Origin of the sequence: Bacteroides sp. AF39-11AC (assembly GCF_003474285.1) — a bacterium.
Taxonomy (GTDB): domain Bacteria; phylum Bacteroidota; class Bacteroidia; order Bacteroidales; family Bacteroidaceae; genus Bacteroides.
Genome location: NZ_QROH01000006.1, coordinates 468,912 through 486,869, shown reverse-complemented (window position 1 = coordinate 486,869; position 17,958 = coordinate 468,912). Strand labels below are relative to the sequence as shown.

Sequence of the window (17,958 nt, the reverse complement as noted above, 5' to 3'; positions counted from 1 at the left end):
GTTTTTTGAAACAATTTTGTAACTCGTTGATTGATAAGGATGTTGTAGAACATATTTTTGAAAGGAAGTGTGGGCGGACACGGAAGGGCACACATTATATATATACGTGTGCGCGCGAAGGGGGAATTGAGATAGCAGGGTTATAGATAGGCAGGATTCTGAGGCGGGGGATCTTGCAAAATAGTGGAAGCATGGAAGCAAGGACACTCTTTTATCCATTCTTCCGGTTCTATTTCACCATTATGGTTCAGGTCGGGGCTAAGATCACGATGGCCCACTACCCTACTGCCGGGATAATCTTTTAATAATAGCATGACCAATACACGGAGGGAATGTTTCTGGAAATCGGTTCTCGTATCGGAAGCACGACCGTTCGTATCCAACCCGCCTTCATAACATATACCTATTGAGTGCGCATTGTAGCCTTTCGCATGTGCACCGGGCGTTTTTACCGGACGAAGACTTTTGATATCCCCGTTCTTCCTTATATAATAATGATAGCCTGCGCCGGAGAAGCCCCGGCGCAGGTGGTCTGTGGTTAAATCATATTCCGTATAGCAACGGTCAGCGCGGGTGGCGCTGCAATGAATCACGATTAAATCAATTTTTCTCATAGATAAAAGATTATGCTGTCATCGCATGCGCACTCAGCGCACCCAATACAGCAGAAGCTACAGCAATTACAATTTTCAAAATCTTGTCCCAAGTCGTTTTCTTCATAAGAGAGTTTTTTTAGTGATTAGCGATTAGTGATAAATGATAAGCAGGCTGCGCAGCCTTTAATTTTTAATTCTTCAATTTTTAATTTCCAAAGCCTCCGGCTTTGGATCCTATCCCAGCGGATCATCTTCAATCCCGCCGTCGCCGCCGGAATCACCACCGCCGGAGTTGCCACCGGAAGAACTGCCATCCTTATCTTCCGGTTTTTCCAATGCGAATGTTACATTTGCAGGGCTTCTGGTTACGGCATGGCTGTTATTTACCAACTTCAGCTCCTTGTCCGGAACAAAACGGATATTCACCCGTTTGATATTCTTCACGGTACACTCTGCCGAAGTAGCTACTCCCGGACAGCAAAATGTCATATGAAACGTACCAAACAGGTTCAACTTCACCTTGTTCCCATTAGCCAGATTTTCCTGAACCTCCTCTACGAGAGCTTCGATCACATGTTTCACATCTCCTTTCGTCATCGCACAACTTTTCTGTATGGCGGCGGCAAGGGTATCCACATCCACAGTCTTGCACGTACCGGGTTTCTGACGGAGATAGAAAAACAAGGGAGACGCCGAATCAGTCACGATTTTTCTGCGCATATAGCGCTCTACGGTTACATCCATAAGTAAAACAAATTAAGTTAAGGTTTAAGTTATTATTACTCTTTCAAGTATGATACAAAGATACAACATCAGAGGGCGGAAGTCAAGCTTATTACTAAATATTTCTAAACAAATAATGGCCGTTTTCAACCGATTCTAACCATATCACTTCGCATGCTTCATCAGCCATTCATCAGGCGGGATATAATCCCCCATTTTTGTCAGACTGGAGTTATGTCCGAAATAAACATCACCCGTTTCACCATTCCTATGTTTCGCAACGATCACCACACCAAGCCCGTCAGAAGGATATTTACTCTTATGTTCCGTTTTCAAACCATGCAGGGCAGGACGATACAGCAACATTACCATATCCGCATCCTGCTCGATGGCACCACTCTCGCGCAAGTCGCTCAAAAGAGGCCGGCAATCGGGACGTCCTTCACTCATACGGTTCAACTGACTGAGCAACAATACCGGTACATCCAGTTCCTTAGCCATTAGTTTGGCCTTACGGGTGGCTTGCGCCACTTCCTGCTCACGATTGCGATTGTTCTGATCAGACTTCATATCACAAAGTTGCAGGTAATCCACGATGACCATATCACATCCTCCTTTACTTTTCAGCATACGAGCCACCGAGCGTACATGATCCATACTAATCACCGGACTATCTTCCACCCGGATGGGAAGCTGGGAAAGCTGGCAGGAAGCCTCACGCACCTGGCGCAATTCGCTTGTGCCGAGTTGCCCTCTGCGCAAGTGTGAGGCATCTACATCTTCGGCAGCAGCAACCAGCCAACGGTCTCCCAAACGCTCTCCCTGCATTTCCAGACTGAAAACCACTACCGAATGTCCCGCTGTTGCCGCTGCCCTGGCCAGATGCAATGCAAAGGCCGTTTTTCCTGCTGCCGGGCGGGCAGCAATGACATCCAGATCTCCCCGCTGCCACCCCGCCGTCAACTTGTCCAGATCCGAAAAACCGGTAGGGATACCGGTAATACCATTCCGGCTCCCTTCCACGCGTGCTTCTACCTGTGCCAGAGTATCTTCCATCAACTGGCCCATTGTGCGGAGATGGTCGGCAGTTCCCATCTCTCCTTCAAGGTGGTCGAGCAAATCGTGTATGCCTGCCAGCACATCTGCTATATCCACGGACTCGTCGGAAGCCGCAGCCAGTAGTTTGTACGAACCCAGAATCACTTCACGGCGGACATACATCTCACGCAGTATGCACGCATGATATTCCAGATGTGCCCCCGATGCTACGCGTGAAGCAAGCCGCACCAACGTATAAGGACCGCCCACCTTCTCCAGATTACCACACGAAGCCAGTTCATTCTTCACCGTAAGTATATCAATCTGTTTCCCGGCACGAAACATGGCCTGAATGACAGCAAAAATCATCCGGTTCTGTTCGTTGTAGAATATTTCGGGACGCAACTTATCAGCAACCAGGGAGATAGCTTCACTCTCCACCAAGCAGGCACCGAGCACAGCCTCTTCCAGCTCGGCATCCTGCGGATTCAAAATTCCTTTTTCTTTCATCCGATTTTTCAATTATCTATCGCTCGTATTCAGTTATCATACTCGTCCTGAAACAACTTATCTGCCAGATACTTCGCCGCCTGCCTGCAAAACTTCGTATCGCGCAGATGAAAGAAATACTCGTCAATATGTTCCAAAGCCTGTTTCCGTTCGTTCTGCGATAATTTCTTCCACTCCCTGAGGGCGCTTTCCCGATTCTGCCGGGCCATACGGGTGGTTTCATGATATTCATTCCAGAACTGGCCAAAGCTTTCCTCCACGGCAGAATCACCCTTTTTTCCGGTCTGACTTTTACCTGTCCACACGTCGTAGCCCGGTATGCGGATATGACTGGCACAGTCACCTTTCACTTGTTCAATGTTACCCTCGGCAACGAGTCTCATGAAGTAGCGCCGGGTTCGCCCAAGGCTCCATCCTAAAATTTCCGCCCAATGGCTATAGGAAATAACTGACTCTCCACGTGCACAAACCACATTCGTATTCACACGCTTCACTACTGCTTCCGCATAATTGACATATGTCAGTATCCTCAAAAAGGCTTCCATATCTCCACTTGCTTCATGGTGTTCGTCAAATGCTTTCAAAAGTAAAGCTCGTGGTATCATAACATAACCTGTTGTTCCTAAATTTCTATCCATTTTTTATCATTGTTTTTGTTAGCGAGCACAAAAGTATGACAAGAAATCTATTTTCCGTCTCCCGCTTGTTTAGGTTGGTTGCAATCATCCGATACAGGTTCGTATTAGTCTAATAAGTTTCGTTAGGGAAAGTCTATTTATAACGGAATGGAAAAGAACAAAAGTGATTAGGGTTTAGTGATAAGTGATTAGCGCCATTCGGTATATTATTTTTTAGACGCGGATAACGCGGATTTAAAAGGCTGCGCTATAAGAAGTATAAAAAAAATCCGCGTCATCCGCGTCTAAAAGATTATTTATCATTTAGTTCATAACCATATAGTAATGAATATATCCTGACAAAAACAGCGAACTTTTTTTGAACTGGTTTGTGGACTATATAGTAGACTGATTATCAAAAGTCTACCCATTCCGGCAAACAGCCATCCGTACTATCAACCGTACATGAATAAGTAATATAAGAAACTAAAAGAAGGATATATTAAAATATATCCTTCGCATTTCCGGAGATTGAGACCAGTCTCCTTCTCAACTAAACGGCGGCTTTTCGAGTTCCTCTTTCGCCTGATTGGGAACACCCAGATGCCGGATCACTATCGCAATCTGTAGTGGGGTCAGTGTGGTGACCTTATCGGTGTACTCCGCCTCCAGCAAGTCTGCATATAGTTGCGGTATCCCCTTAATATGTTTTCGGAACGAACGGATGGACGAACTGTTGTACTCACACGGATAATACGCCTGTGCCACTTCGGACAGAGGATGGCAGCCTTGAAGCAGCCAGTCAAAATTTCTTTCTTTCATTATAATTTAAAAATTAATTAGTACGGACTATGCATCCGTCTTTTAAAAATATCGGGCGCAAAATTACAAAGAAATAAAAAGTCAAAAAATACGATATTCACAAGTTGAGTATCACCTTCCCCGTTCTTTCTTAAAATAAGAAATCACTGTAGCCGGACTGACAAAGCGGCGGTTCGGAATATGCAAACAACTTTCAAACAAATAGCGAGAACAGATGACATAACAGAAATAGGTATAATTGAGGTGTTGTATATGCATACGGTGCTGGATACGATCGTAAGCACGGGAAGCATATATAAAGAATTCTTTCACTTCTGTACGTGAAATAATGCGATGCCGGCGACGTTGTTTCCTGACATGTTCCATCATGGCCAGCACGTATTCTATTTGTCTGATATTCTCTGCATTATTCTGCATACTGCACAATAAATTTTCCATCCGTTCCTGTTGGCGGGCATAGCGTTGTTTGGTACGTTCAAGCCTCTCTTCCAATAGTTTTTTTGTCATTAAGTTCATACTTTTCTTTTTATTAGTTATTAATTTGTATTTTAAAACACAGAAGACGCAGAGAGTGCAAATGAATACAATTTATCCTGTATTCATCTGTACTTCTGCGTCTTCCGCACCCTGATTTACATCAGGCAGTTCAATCACCGCTGAAGCGGAATCTTATTCTATTTTTTCCTGTACACAACGGGTGGTGTGGGCGTCATAATCTCGTAATTCACCTATTGTCGGTTTTAAATTACCATTGCTCCCATTTACATTAAAAACAGACGATCTCTCTATTGCAGAGACATATCCCACCACTCCCACATTGTTCAATTGATATATAGCAGGTGGATAACCTGTAAACCGCACATAAAACTTATTACCTGTATCATCATATTTAAGCAATATTCCACCATCATTTTGCGCACTTGTAGGAATCACAGTTGCATTACGATTTACCAGAACAGTAAGCTCGCTTTTCTGAGGAACCCGCCAGCCGGCAGGACATGGATCATGAATAGTCTTGGTAGTGCCCCATAAAGGAAGAGGGTTGTCCGTACACCATTGATACCCCCCATTTCCAGCAATGGAAGCCGGATTCCGGTAAGCTGTTTGCAGTGAAACCGCCCCGCTTCCAATGGATTGGGGGACCACCGCATGAAAACCATCCGGTTTATACCTGTTCATGATATGCTTGGGTGGAGCGTCCGCACTGAGCGTAAACTTATAGACAATGGGTAGTTTCTGCGTCGTATAGCTACTTGGGAATGGGTCTTTACGCCCCTTCTGAAAGTGAAAGCCATTGTTGCGGGACATTGTCAGCATATCTTTCGGAATGGCGTCGAAAGCTGCCTCGTATGCGCCCAAATTCCGATCCATCATAATAGCGGCAGTAGTACCGTCAGAAGAACTGGCCGGTACCAATTTCAACTTCCGCTTCGTCTCCGGTGTCAGCACCGTTTCGGTTCCCGAGGCATCGGGATGATAATCCGTCACCCACACATGCCAGCTCCAAAGGATATTTCCCGTACCATTTTCCCCGTCGTAAGCGGCAATCACACCACTTCCGCCAGATGTGTTGGCTGCTGCGCGACAGTAAATAAGGCACTGCCCCACTCCATTGGCGGGAACCAGTGTTATGGATGAACCGTCCGTACGCTTTATATCCACAATGTTGGTATGGTCGTCGTCACTGTTGGCAATGCCCATTACAGGATCACCCACATCACCGTTTTCCTTAGTCTGCCAAAGTAATTTCACGGATTTTATCCCGGAACTACTGCACCACTCCACCAGTTTGTCATTCGTTACAGAGTTCCCACCCTGCTGAAACGAAAACGGATCGAAGCAGAACGCAGCACCCGGTGTAACCATGAAGCAATTGGCAGTGGGGATAAGATTATTGTTATTTTGGGAGGCCGGTATAGGGTCGATATACGTTACTCGTCCGTCATTTGCAGGAATACCTGTATGATTGAAATTCACGGTATAATTGTAATTGGTGTTACCAAAAACATTGAAATCCGATGCTTCCCTGCCACCCAGATAAACACGATAGTCCAATTTCTTCTTCATATCTGTTTTGTTCACTGCCACAAAATTCACAAAAGCACTTCCCTGGGGTGCATTGGCTTTCGTGCGTAGTATCTCCGAAGTAGCAGCAGAAGAATTGCCACGCGCATTGGCAGGAATCCAGCAAGAATAAGTGCCACTGTTACCCGCCGAAGGAACTTCAATCGTAGTGAACTGCTGGATAAGAGACGGATAGGTACCGTCGTTTTCATCCGGTGCATCTACCACGGTATATCCCAAAGGTACGCTCTGAATCAAAATCTGCTTCATATCAAAATCACTGACGGTATAGGTCCATTTCACTGTAAGACGGGTTGCCAGACGTTCCAGTCGGAGGCGGACGTCATAAGCTCCATCAATACTCTGGATGATGTACTTGCCTGATTCCTGCACCACTTTCACATGTTTCAGATGAAGTACATAGGGCATCTTGTTCATGCTTGACTGGTCCGTCGGGTCTATCCGGCTAATCACTGTAGAGTCAGCGGTTATATTTTCCTGCACTTTCTGTAAGGTTCTGGTTCCCAATTCAGTTTTAACTGTTTTACCGTCTCCGCGTGCCACGATCACCAGTTGGCAGTCGTCACTTACCTGCAGTGTTACATCCAGGGCTGTGCCGATGGTGGCTTGCGCAAAAGTCGTACCTGCCAAGTATGTACCTGCGGAGTTGTACTGCCTGATCTCCAGGTTATATAAGGCATCCGGAGTGAGTTCGGTAACATCACGGGTTAATACTTGGGGGCACAGGCTCGCGCTGAAGGCGGTTATACCGCCTTCAGCGCGAGCCCGAGGCGAGCCCGAGGCGAGCCCGAGGCGAGCCCGAGGCGAGCCCGAGGCGATTTCATATCCGTCGGTTTCGGGAGCGAAATCGAATGCCAGCGGCACCGTCACCAGTTTCTCATTATCCACCGGGATTTCCCCCTCGGTTATCTTATCCTCACATCCGGCCAGCCCACTCATAAGTGCAACCAGCCCTAAAAACATAGTAAAAATACTTCCTAATTTCATTCGTTTCATATTTATATCAATTTTAGAAAATAGTTCATTATCTCCAAAACAGACGGTCTATTCACGACAAACAGACCATCCGTTTCACTGTTACAGATAGTCTGTTCTGCATAAACAGACCATCTATTTTTATTCTTCATTCCTGCATACAGCGCAGGCGATCCGGAATATCGAAAAACAAGCCGTCCCGCCTCATGCACTTCTGTGCACGGGGCGGGACGGAAAACAATATCTTATAATCTAACTACCTGAATTATCGGTTCACCAAAACAGGCTTTCCCACTATTTCTTCAAATTTTAACTTCCTTGCTTTCTCTGCAACTCAATTACAATCTCATCCGTCAGATAAGCCGAACTCATCAAATGCAAATCTCCTCTCCGTTGTGATAAATAAGTATACGTGTCACTCCCGTAGAAAACATCAAGCGCCTGTTCCTGAGAAAGGTTCAGGACAGAAATCAGCCGTTCTACGATAGACAGATATTTAGCTTGCAAAGCCGGGTTTGCATAAGGTGCCGGAGATTCTGACACTCCAGTCACTAACCGGACTTTCTCGACAAAATGCAAATGACGATTGATGATCTCCTGATTCACAATGCAAATTTGATTATTCGGTTCCTGATGTATAAGGCGCATTAATGCTTCTTCACGTGTATAGTCGCCCCTCAAATATAAATCAATGACACGTACCACCCGATCATCTGCAATGCCGCCTTCAATCAAATCATACTCCTGCCACAATGTGTGCCCGCTACGGCAGGCTGTCACAAAATCAAGCCAGGCAGCATCATACGCCTCGAAGTGCAAGCAGCGGTATCCGGTATCTGCCATCACCGCATCCATATCCAACTGATATACACTGAGCCAGGCTGCGGAATGATCGCGTATATCAGCTACACGCAATGCCCAACGTTCTGCCTGAGCACGAATATCAGTAACGTAAAATCCTACACCGAAATCAAGGTTCGGACGGCATACACCTGCCAACGGATTCTCTACCGGACAAACCGAACCATGGTATACGGTCAGCATCTCTCACCTCCTTCCGCCATCTGATTATAGGGTACATACCCCTCGGGCAACCACTGCGCATCACGGTAAAAAACATATTCCAACAAAGAATCGACAATATACGTTTCTCCTTGCGTATGCAAAGTGTCGTAATGTGACTTCACATAATTCTCCAGCGCACCTGTCGCTTTCAATTTACGATAGACTTCCGAACCGCAACGCCCCAACCGGACAGCCGTACTTTCAACGCAAAAGATGATAAACTCAAGTAACTTATCTTCTTCTTTCATGCTCTATTAATGAACTGATTCTATCAACAGGTAAAAAATAAATGCTTTATAATACAGCAATCTCTTCAACTGTCAGACCGGTAATCTTAGAGATTAATTCACAATCCAAACCTTCTGCTTTCATTTTACGGGCATTAGCCAAACGCTCTTCTTCACGTCCTTCTTCACGTCCTGCCGCCCGACCTTCTGCACGACCTTCTGCACGTTCAGTATAGATGTTATCACGGAGAATGACAATATTATCCAAATGCCGATAATAGGCTTTCAACTCATCTTTTGTCATCCTGTCTATCTTCAGGTGTTCACGAACCTCCTCCAAACCGGGAGCGGTAGCGCTGTCGGGAATATCGCCTGTATTCAAATAATGAATCCATTCCTCTAACGGGCTTTTGGCAACCTGATTGAAATCATTCACCTTCAAAATATAATATTCAGGATAAAGCTGACTGACAGTATCGACACTGAAAGTCTGTTTCTGGAAAGGCGTCAGTTCCAGAATATCTCCTTCATGGATACCACGAAACTCCGTTTTACCATGATATACAATATCCTTTCCATTACCTAAAGAGAAATATACGATATTGACACTGTACACCTTACGCACCTTATCATATCCTTCGCCGCGATTGATATATTCCGTCAGTTTTTGGGATAATCCGAAAAGTATTCGTTGATAATAAGCATACTCATTATTGTTTTGTATCTCAACTAAGATATGTTCTCCTTCTGAATTTTCAACTAACAAATTGACTCGAAACCTCTCGCATATATCATCATCCATGTTCCGTTCGGTCTCCAAGGTATTCAATATCGTTATATTTTCTTTTAAAAGAGTAGTCAAGAATCCCTCCAGTACTCCCCAATTGGCTTTATTGCGCAACAAGCGCTTCATAGCCCAATCGAAACGAATATAATTACCTGCCATCAGTTCGTCTCCTTTCCCTTGTTTTGTTTTCATGTCAACAAAGGTAACAGGAAAATGTTGAATATCAAACGGTGAATAAATATTTATTTTAACTCCCTTTCCTCGTATATTAAATAGGATGAGACAAAGATACTTTCTCTACAATCCACTTCTCAATATTCCGCGTCTTGTTACTGAAATTGACACCAATCTTAAACAACTGCCGGCCGTCCTTCTCGAAAGGCTGTGCATAGCCTTTCTCGTTAATCTGCGCCATGGCCTCCTCGGCGGTGCCGTCCAGCTTGAATTCCATCACATAGATGAAACGGTCCGTCTGCAACACCAGGTCAATGCGCCCGTCCGAAGTGTGGCGCTCTGCATTGACGTAGAACCCCAACAGTTTGTAAATGATGAAAAGCACATTCTGATAGTGCAACTCCAAGTCACTCACCAGCTCGTAAGGGGTATCCGCAAAGAAACTGCGAAGACGGCTGAAGAAAGAGTCAACGTCTCCGGCACGCAACTCCTTCACGAACTTTTGTATCTCAAAAGGAGCCTCTACTTTACTGAGCCGGGTATAGAAAGGTACCAAAAACTTGATGAAACCTTCTTCTACCTCCCTATTCGGGAAACCGAGACGATAAAGGCCGAATTCCTTGTCGTACCCTTTTATGGTGAGATACCCACTCTGAAAAATCATAGGAATGGGGTCTTCATCACCATAGATACTATTCAGAACATCGGCATCAGTCTGTACGTGTGCCATACGTTCCAAATCGTAATGACTACGTTGCAACAATTCCACGAGATAGGTAGGCGTACCTGTCTCAAACCAGTAACTACCGAACTTCATCTTATAGAAAGTGTTCAGCACGCTGAAAGGATTATAGATGCCTTCCGTATTCTCAACGAAATGGTAACCATCGTAACACTCTTTCAGTTCGGCTGCAGCTTGCTCGTAAGTCATCTTTTGTGCGGTGGCCAGCTCATACAATTCTTCTTTCAGATTCTCATGTATTTCCCGCTCCGTCATTCCACAGATAGAGACAAACGGTTCGTACATAGAAATATCATTCAGATTATTCAAGTCACTGAATACGCTTATCTTACCAAACTTCGTAACTCCCGTCAGCAAAGCGAACTTGATGCAGCCGTCCAAAGTCTTCAATACCCCGTAAAAGGGTTTCAGCATGTTGCGGAACTCACGTTGCAAGGCTTCATTGCCGATGGCTTGCAACATAGGTTTATCATACTCGTCCACAAGGATGACGACACGTTGCCCCGTCTGTTGATAAGCGCGCTCAATAATTCCCGCAAAACGCAATGAAAGGGAACGCTCGGACGGATTAGCACCGTAGAGTTCTTCCCATTTGGCCAGTGACTTCTCCAGAATGTTATTAAGACTTTCGGGAGTATCATACTTTTCAATATTGAGGTCAAGATGCAGGATAGGATATTCTATCCAGTCCTTTTCCAACTTTTCCATCGCCAACCCGGTGAACAGTTCCTTCTTCCCCAGGAAATAGGCTTCGAGGGTAGAAATCAGCAAACTCTTTCCGAAACGACGCGGACGGCTCAGGAAATAATAACGTCCCGTCTTCACCATTTGATAAATCAAAGCCGTTTTATCTATATAGAAATAGTTATCTCTACGAAGACTTTCGAAATTCTGAATACCAATAGGATAAATCTTGCTGCTCATACACATTGCTTTTTACATTGTTTACGTACAGCAAAGATAGCAATTGTTTTCCGTTATTCCAGCATGTCAAAGAGCGAATGTATAATAGATTTAATTCTATTCTTTTTCTTGTATGCAACGCACATTATGGGCGTCAGCTATCTGCCAGAACATACCAACCAAACGAGCATAAATAGCTTTACTGCCACCTAATGAAGCCCCCCAGTTCACAGAGAATCCAGAGACTCGCGTTGAATTGAAGCCACCAATCCCCCAGACATTAGCATACAAACCGATATAGTTGAAAGCATTGACTGTTTCCTGATACCCGGTAAGACGATAGTAAGTAGTGTTATCCGTAGCATCATATTTTATCAATACTCCACCATCATTGTATATTCCGGCACCTGTGCCCTTCTTCCAATAATCGGCATAACCCACATCATCTGATGCCGGAACCGAACGCAATGCAGCATTATCAGCGTATCTATCGGATGCACTACCTGCATAATTGTCCGAGAATAAATGAAAAAAAGTAGTGTATTCCGGCACACGCCAACCTTGCGGGCAAGGATCGTATAATGTTTTCGACGCCGACTTATTCGCTCCCCACAGAGCCGCATTCACATAGCTATTGCTTGTTGCTCTATCGTAAACCGTAGTCGGTATTTTAAATGAATATTCCAGCTTGTCACTGGAAGTGGCACTCGTACTGCTACGCGGAAAGAATGTATATCCGTCCGGTCCATACGCATTCTGCAAACCGTCCGTCGGCGTGGCAGATCCGCTTACGATCGCAACGGAATTTATACTTTTCGTGGTATAGCTGCTCAGGAACGGGTCTTTTCGTCCCCACTGGTAATGCAATCCGTTGGCACGAGATTTAGCTACTTCGTCGGCGGGCACAGAGGTATAGCCTTCCAGCGCACCTAAGTTGCGATCCATCATCGGAAAGCTACTGATGTCACTCCTGTAGGTATATTTTTGCTTTCGCTTCGTGCTCGGCTCCAACACGGTTTCATTGCCGGTCGCATCGGGTTTGTAGTCGGTGACCCAGATGTGCCAGCTCCAAAGAATCTCATCTTTCACGTCGTAGGCGGCAATCACCCCGTTTCCGCCCCCTTTGGCAGCAGACGACACGCGACAATAAATGCGGCATTGACCGGCAGCCGTGGCAGTATTCATTTTGCTGAGAGAAGTCCCATCCGCAGTTTTCAGAGCTTCCACGATATTGGTGTGGTCGGTCGCACTGTTTGCTATGCCAATGACAGGGTCGCCCACGTCGCCACTCTCACGGGTCTGCCAAAGAAGCTTCACATAGGCGATACCACCCCGATTTCCGGCCCATGTAGTGAGGCTTGAGTTTGCAATATCCGCTCCATTCTGACGGTATTTGAACGGATCGAAGCAGAAAGCTCCACCCGGCTCCACCATGAAACAGTTGGCGGTGGGGACAAAGTTATCATTGCTCTGCGAAGCAGGAATAGGGTCGATGTAGGTGATGCGTTTGTCATTCAACGGGATAGACGTATGGCTGAAATTCACCTGATAGTTGTAGTTTGTATTACTACGTAGATTGAAGTCGGTGCTTTCGCCGGTGCCGACGTAGACGCGATACTCCAATTTTTTCTTGCTATCAGCGGTGTTTTCGGCAGTGAAACTAATGAAAGTACTGCCTTGCGGAGCAGTATCTTTATAACGTGTCTCGTCCGTACCAGCTTCCGCTTTTGTACCGCGCACATTGGCGGGAACCCAGTAAGAAAGTGTCCCGGACGTTTTGGTGGCATCGGTCGTCGGGATAACATAGGTTGTAAACTGGCTTACGATAGACGGGAAACAGCCCGCATTGTCGGGCGCATCCACCAGCGAATAATTCATGGGAACGGACTGCAACATGATTTGTTTCAGTTCGAAGTCAGCCGCACTGTAGTTCCAGGTTACAGTCAGACGTGCCGCCAAGCGTTTGAGGCGCAAGCGGACATCGGCAGATCCTTCGGGGCTTTGGATAGTCCACACGCCACCGACCTGTTTCACCTGCACATGTTCCAGATGGAGCACGTAAGGCATTTTGTTGATGTCGTCCTGTTTCGTCGGATCGATATCCTTAATGGCTGATGAACTGACTGTCATATTCTGTACTTCTTTCAATGTTTTGGTTCCTAAAGTTGGCGCGATTCCTGTTTTTCCGCGGGCAATGATTACCAAGTGGCAATCATCCCGGTCGGCCATGGGCACTGTGATGGTTTGCCCAATGGTGGTGGACGTGGCAAAATCCGTTTTGCCGCCTATGCGGGCACCGGTAGTACTGTCATACTGATGCACTTCCAGGTAATACAAAGCGTCCGGAGTATCGGAGAGATCCGAGCGGGTGCTGACACTGGGGCAAAGGCTCGCCTCGAAGGGGGCAATGCCCCCTTCGAGGCGAGCCCGGAACGGGAGCCCGGAACGGGAGCCCGGAACGGGAGCCCGGAACGGGAGCCCGGAACGGGAGTATAACCATCCGCTTCAGTGGAAAAATCCAAAGACAACAAAACCGGAACCTGTTCGTGTTCATCAACCGGAGTCATTGGAACATCAATACTATCATCGCAACTGGAAATGCTGCAACAAAAGGCTATCAGCCCTAAAAACAAATAAAAAAAATTGTTCAATGTCTGTTTCATATCATTATAAAATTTATATCATCCATACAATTGCCGGAACATAGGAAAACAAACCGTCCCGCCTCATGCACTTCTGTGCATGGGGCGGGACGGAAAACTTAATGACAATTATCTTTTTTTCGGATATATCCTCCTAAATCAACTTCGCTTCTCTACAATCCACTTCTCAATGTTTCGCGTCTTGTTACTGAAGTTCACGCCAATCTTGAACAGTTGCCGGCTGTCCTTCTCGAAAGGCTGTGCATAGCCTTTCTCGTTAATCTGCGCCATGGCCTCCTCGGCGGTGCCGTCCAGCTTGAATTCCATCACATAGATGAAACGGTCCGTCTGCAACACCAGGTCAATGCGCCCGTCCGAAGTGTGGCGCTCTGCATTGACGTAGAACCCCAACAGTTTGTAAATGATGAAAAGCACATTCTGATAGTGGAGTTCAAGATCGCTCACCAACTCGTAAGGGGTATCCGCAAAGAAACTCCGAAGACGCTTGAAGAAAGCATCAATGTCTCCGGCACGCAACTCCATCACGAATTTTTGTATTTCGAAAGGAGCCTCCACTTTGTTGAAGCGGGTATAGAAAGGTACCAAGAACTTGATAAAACCTTCTTCTACCTCCCTATTCGGGAAGCCGAGACGATAAAGGCCGAACTCCTTGTCGTACCCTTTTATGGTGAGATACCCACTCTGAAAAATCACAGGAATGGGGTCTTCGTCGCCATAGATACTATTCAGGACATCAGCATCAGTCTGTACGTGCGCCATGCGTTCCAAATCGTAATGATTACGTTGCAACAATTCCACAAGATAGGTAGGCGTACCCGTCTCAAACCAATAACTGCCGAACTTCATCTTATAGAAAGTATTCAGCACGCTGAAAGGATTATAGATGCCTTCCGTATTCTCAACGAAATGATAACCATCGTAACACTCTTTCAGTTCGGCAGCGGCTTGCTCGTAAGTCATCTTTTGCGCGGCAGCCAGCTCATGCAATTCTTCTTTCAGATTCTCATGTATTTCCCGCTCCGTCATTCCACAGATAGAGACAAACGGTTCGTACATAGAAATATCATTCAGATTATTCAAGTCACTGAATACGCTTATCTTACCAAACTTCGTTACTCCTGTCAGCAAAGCGAACTTGATGCAGCCGTCCAAAGTCTTCAACACCCCGTAAAAGGGTTTCAGCATATTACGATACTGCTGCTGCAAGGCTTCATTGCCGATGGCTTGCAACATAGGTTTATCATACTCGTCCACAAGGATGACGACACGCTGTCCCGTTTGTTCATAAGCCAAACGAATGACATGGTAAAACCGTTCTTCAGGCGCACGATCGGAATAGGGGCTGCTATAGGTCCGCTCCCAGATTTCAAGATTTTTGTTCAGTTCCTCAAGCAGAGAATCGGCATCTTCATAGTTACGGGCATTCAGATCAAGATGCAGCACCGGATAATTTATCCAGTCCTTTTCCAACTTTTCCATCGCCAACCCGGTGAACAGCTCCTTCTTCCCCTGAAAATATGCTTCGAGGGTGGAAACCAGCAAACTCTTTCCGAAACGGCGCGGACGGCTCAGGAAATAATAACTCCCCGTCTTCACCATTTGATAAATCAAAGCGGTTTTATCAATATAGAAATAACCATCTTTACGTATCTTCTCGAAATTTTGAATACCGATAGGATAAATCTTGCTGCTCATACACATTGCTTTTTACATTGTTTACGTACAGCAAAGATAGCAATTGTTTTCCGTTATTCCAGCATGTCAAAGAGCGAATGTATTCAAATTACTTTGAATTATTATTTATCGTTAATCAGCCTTTTCCTGCACGCAGCGAAGCGGATGGGCGTCAGACTGGTACTTAGTTATGATAGTAAACAATTCACTGGAGGTTCCTCCTGAATTAAACCATCCTGCATAGGAATTATAGCCATTATCAGTTCCCTTATTTCGGGTCCATATCGTACACAAGTCTCCAATAAACTCGAATGTATTCATGTATCTGCCATAACCTGTAAACCGGAAATAAGAGGCATGCCCGCCATTCAACTGTTCGAAATAAAGCAGATAGCCGCCATCGTCATTTCTCGTATTATAATTCTTTATATTATTGTTAGGCAGACTGCTTCCATTCTGATTCACAGCAGCCAGATCAACCCGGGATATAACTCTCCACCCGGCAGGACATGGGTCCCAAACAGGTTTATCCGTTTCATCCCATCCTTTGAATGATGCTGATGCGATATTTGTCCAGGCAGGGCCTTTGCTACTGGCAGCATAAAATACAAGCGGCTGCCGGCAAGATGTCTGGTAACTGATTGTCCCCGATTGTCCTCCATTCACCACGTATGTAATCCCATCCGCCGCATAGCGGTTCAACATACCTTCGGGAGGCGTAGATGAATTCTTATTATTAATTACGCTGATCTTTTTAGTCGTATAGCTACTTGGGAACGGGTCTTTGCGCCCCCACTGATAATGAAAACCATTGGTCTTGGACATTTCGACAAAGGAAGTCGGAGCTTCATCTACATATCCCGCCATTGCTCCCAAATTACGGTCCATCATCGGAAGTACACTTGCATTGTTCAGCGAAAAGAGCAGCTTCCGTTTATTAACCGGCTCCAAGACTTGTTCACCTCCACGGGTATCCGGCTTATAATCCGTCACCCAAACATGCCAGCTCCAGACAATGTTTCCCGTACCATTCGGACCGTCGTATGCAGCAATCACTCCGTTGCCTCCGGTAGTGTTGGCGGCTACACGGCAGTAGATACGGCATTGCCCTTTACCATTGGCGGGCACCGTATTGATATCACTATTATCTATCGTTCGTTTGATGTCTACAATATTGGTATGGTCGTCATTACTATTGGCAATCCCCATTACAGGATCACCCACATCACCGTTTTCACGGGTTTGCCAAAGTAGTCTTACCGATTTGATACCTGTACCGGCGGTGCCATACCAGCCCGTCATTTGTGAATTAGTGATCTCTGTTCCGTTTTGCTGGAATGCGAAAGGGTCGAAGCAGAACGCACCGCCCGGCTCCACCATAAAGCAATTGGCGGTGGGCACCAGATTATCGTTATTTTCCGAAGCAGGAATAGGGTCGATATACGTCACTCGATTATCACCTGTAGGGATGCCGACATGCGCAAAGTTCACGGTATAAGAGTAATCCTTATTACGATACATATTGAAATCCGTAGAAGGGCCGGAACCGATATAAACACGGTAGTCGAGCTTCTTCTTTCCGTCAGTTGTATTCACGGCTACGAAATTGAAAAAGGTACTGCCTACAGGAGCATTCGCTTTCGTGCGCTGCGTTTCCGTGGTAGCGGCAGCACTTTCGCCACGTACATTGGCGGGCACCCAGCAGGAATAAGAACCATGTGCGGCATTGGCATCCGCAACAGGTATTTCAAGCGTGGTGAACTGCGAAACGATGGAGGGATAGGTGTCGTCAGTCTCCGGCTTATCCACGATGGTATAGTTCAACGGTACACTCTGAATCAGGAGTTGTTTCAATTTATAATCTGTAACACTATAATCCCACGTTACAGTCAGACGCGTAGCCAGACGTTTCAGCATCAGGCGCATGTCGTAGCTGCCGTCCGGACTCTGAATGATAGCTTTACCATTGACAACGGCTACCTTTACATGCTTCAAATGAAGCACGTAAGGCATAGCGTTCATGCTCCCCGCAGCCGAGGGGTCAATCGCATTTATCACGGAAGAATTTACTATCATACTTTGTACTTGTTCTAATGTTTTTGTTCCTAAAGCCGTCACTGCAGGACCGTTGCCACGGGCTACCAATACTAACTGGCAGTCATCAGACGCCTGCAAAGTGACGTCCAGACTTGTGCCGATATTGACGGTGCCGTAATCATTTCCCGTCAGGTGGTTTCCGTTGACGTCGTACTGACGGATTTCCAAGTTATAAAGATAATCCGGAACGTCAGTCGAGGCACGAGTTATCACACCGGGCAACAGGCTCGCGTTGAAGGCGGTTCTACCGCCTTCAACGC

General features: G+C 46.0%; 16 protein-coding genes. 1 reads left to right on the top strand and 15 read right to left on the bottom strand.

Annotated features, from left to right (window positions below):
- Positions 1 to 140: 140 nt before the first annotated feature.
- The 13 genes from DW036_RS15765 to DW036_RS15710 all read right to left on the bottom strand — a co-directional run bounded on the left by DW036_RS15765 (position 141) and on the right by DW036_RS15710 (position 13,601).
- Positions 141 to 614, bottom strand: coding sequence for an N-acetylmuramoyl-L-alanine amidase (locus tag DW036_RS15765; RefSeq protein ID WP_118465221.1), 474 nt, complete (start codon positions 612 to 614; stop codon positions 141 to 143).
- Between the two features lie 10 nt (positions 615 to 624).
- Positions 625 to 720, bottom strand: coding sequence for a smalltalk protein (locus DW036_RS25560; RefSeq protein WP_022391706.1), 96 nt, complete (start codon positions 718 to 720; stop codon positions 625 to 627).
- 110 nt (positions 721 to 830) lie between these two features.
- Entirely contained in the window at positions 831 to 1,340 is a 510-nt protein-coding gene (locus DW036_RS15760) for an HU family DNA-binding protein (RefSeq protein ID WP_118465220.1), read from the bottom strand.
- A gap of 144 nt (positions 1,341 to 1,484) precedes the next feature.
- On the bottom strand, positions 1,485 to 2,867 hold the full coding sequence (gene dnaB / locus DW036_RS15755) for a replicative DNA helicase (RefSeq protein ID WP_118465219.1): 1,383 nt from the start codon (positions 2,865 to 2,867) through the stop codon (positions 1,485 to 1,487).
- A gap of 29 nt (positions 2,868 to 2,896) precedes the next feature.
- Positions 2,897 to 3,505: a hypothetical protein gene (locus DW036_RS15750; protein WP_118465218.1), complete on the bottom strand. Its 609-nt coding sequence runs from the start codon at positions 3,503 to 3,505 to the stop codon at positions 2,897 to 2,899.
- 528 nt (positions 3,506 to 4,033) lie between these two features.
- Positions 4,034 to 4,252, bottom strand: coding sequence for a DUF4248 domain-containing protein (locus DW036_RS15745; protein ID WP_233560458.1), 219 nt, complete (start codon positions 4,250 to 4,252; stop codon positions 4,034 to 4,036).
- A 165-nt stretch (positions 4,253 to 4,417) separates the two neighbouring features.
- On the bottom strand, positions 4,418 to 4,822 hold the full coding sequence (locus tag DW036_RS15740) for a hypothetical protein (RefSeq protein ID WP_147401499.1): 405 nt from the start codon (positions 4,820 to 4,822) through the stop codon (positions 4,418 to 4,420).
- Positions 4,823 to 4,975: 153 nt separating this feature from the next.
- Positions 4,976 to 7,387: a DUF4906 domain-containing protein gene (locus DW036_RS15735; protein ID WP_233560457.1), complete on the bottom strand. Its 2,412-nt coding sequence runs from the start codon at positions 7,385 to 7,387 to the stop codon at positions 4,976 to 4,978.
- A 288-nt stretch (positions 7,388 to 7,675) separates the two neighbouring features.
- Positions 7,676 to 8,410, bottom strand: a complete 735-nt coding sequence (locus DW036_RS15730; protein WP_118223066.1) for a DUF3990 domain-containing protein — start codon at positions 8,408 to 8,410, stop codon at positions 7,676 to 7,678.
- Positions 8,404 to 8,679, bottom strand: a complete 276-nt coding sequence (locus DW036_RS15725) for a DUF3791 domain-containing protein (RefSeq protein WP_118465215.1) — start codon at positions 8,677 to 8,679, stop codon at positions 8,404 to 8,406. Before DW036_RS15725 ends, DW036_RS15730 begins: the two co-directional genes overlap by 7 nt.
- Before the next feature lie 46 nt (positions 8,680 to 8,725).
- A complete protein-coding gene (locus DW036_RS15720; RefSeq protein ID WP_118465214.1) occupies positions 8,726 to 9,637 on the bottom strand; it encodes a PD-(D/E)XK nuclease family transposase in 912 nt (303 codons plus the stop codon).
- A gap of 76 nt (positions 9,638 to 9,713) precedes the next feature.
- The gene (locus DW036_RS15715) at positions 9,714 to 11,285 is read right to left on the bottom strand and encodes an ATP-binding protein (protein WP_118465213.1); all 1,572 of its coding nucleotides are present in this window, start codon (positions 11,283 to 11,285) and stop codon (positions 9,714 to 9,716) included.
- 96 nt (positions 11,286 to 11,381) lie between these two features.
- The gene (locus DW036_RS15710; protein WP_147401497.1) at positions 11,382 to 13,601 is read right to left on the bottom strand and encodes a DUF4906 domain-containing protein; all 2,220 of its coding nucleotides are present in this window, start codon (positions 13,599 to 13,601) and stop codon (positions 11,382 to 11,384) included.
- Positions 13,602 to 13,772: 171 nt separating this feature from the next.
- On the opposite strand from DW036_RS15710, the gene DW036_RS26195 reads away from it, so the two are divergent.
- Positions 13,773 to 13,901, top strand: a complete 129-nt coding sequence (locus tag DW036_RS26195) for a hypothetical protein (RefSeq protein ID WP_255421314.1) — start codon at positions 13,773 to 13,775, stop codon at positions 13,899 to 13,901.
- 164 nt (positions 13,902 to 14,065) lie between these two features.
- Here DW036_RS26195 and DW036_RS15700 read toward each other — a convergent pair whose 3' ends face one another.
- Together DW036_RS15700 and DW036_RS15695 are read right to left on the bottom strand one after the other, a co-directional pair.
- Positions 14,066 to 15,622, bottom strand: a complete 1,557-nt coding sequence (locus DW036_RS15700) for an ATP-binding protein (protein WP_118465210.1) — start codon at positions 15,620 to 15,622, stop codon at positions 14,066 to 14,068.
- Positions 15,623 to 15,733: 111 nt separating this feature from the next.
- A partial coding sequence (locus DW036_RS15695) for a DUF4906 domain-containing protein (RefSeq protein WP_369906715.1) occupies positions 15,734 to 17,958 on the bottom strand: 2,225 nt, incomplete at its 5' end.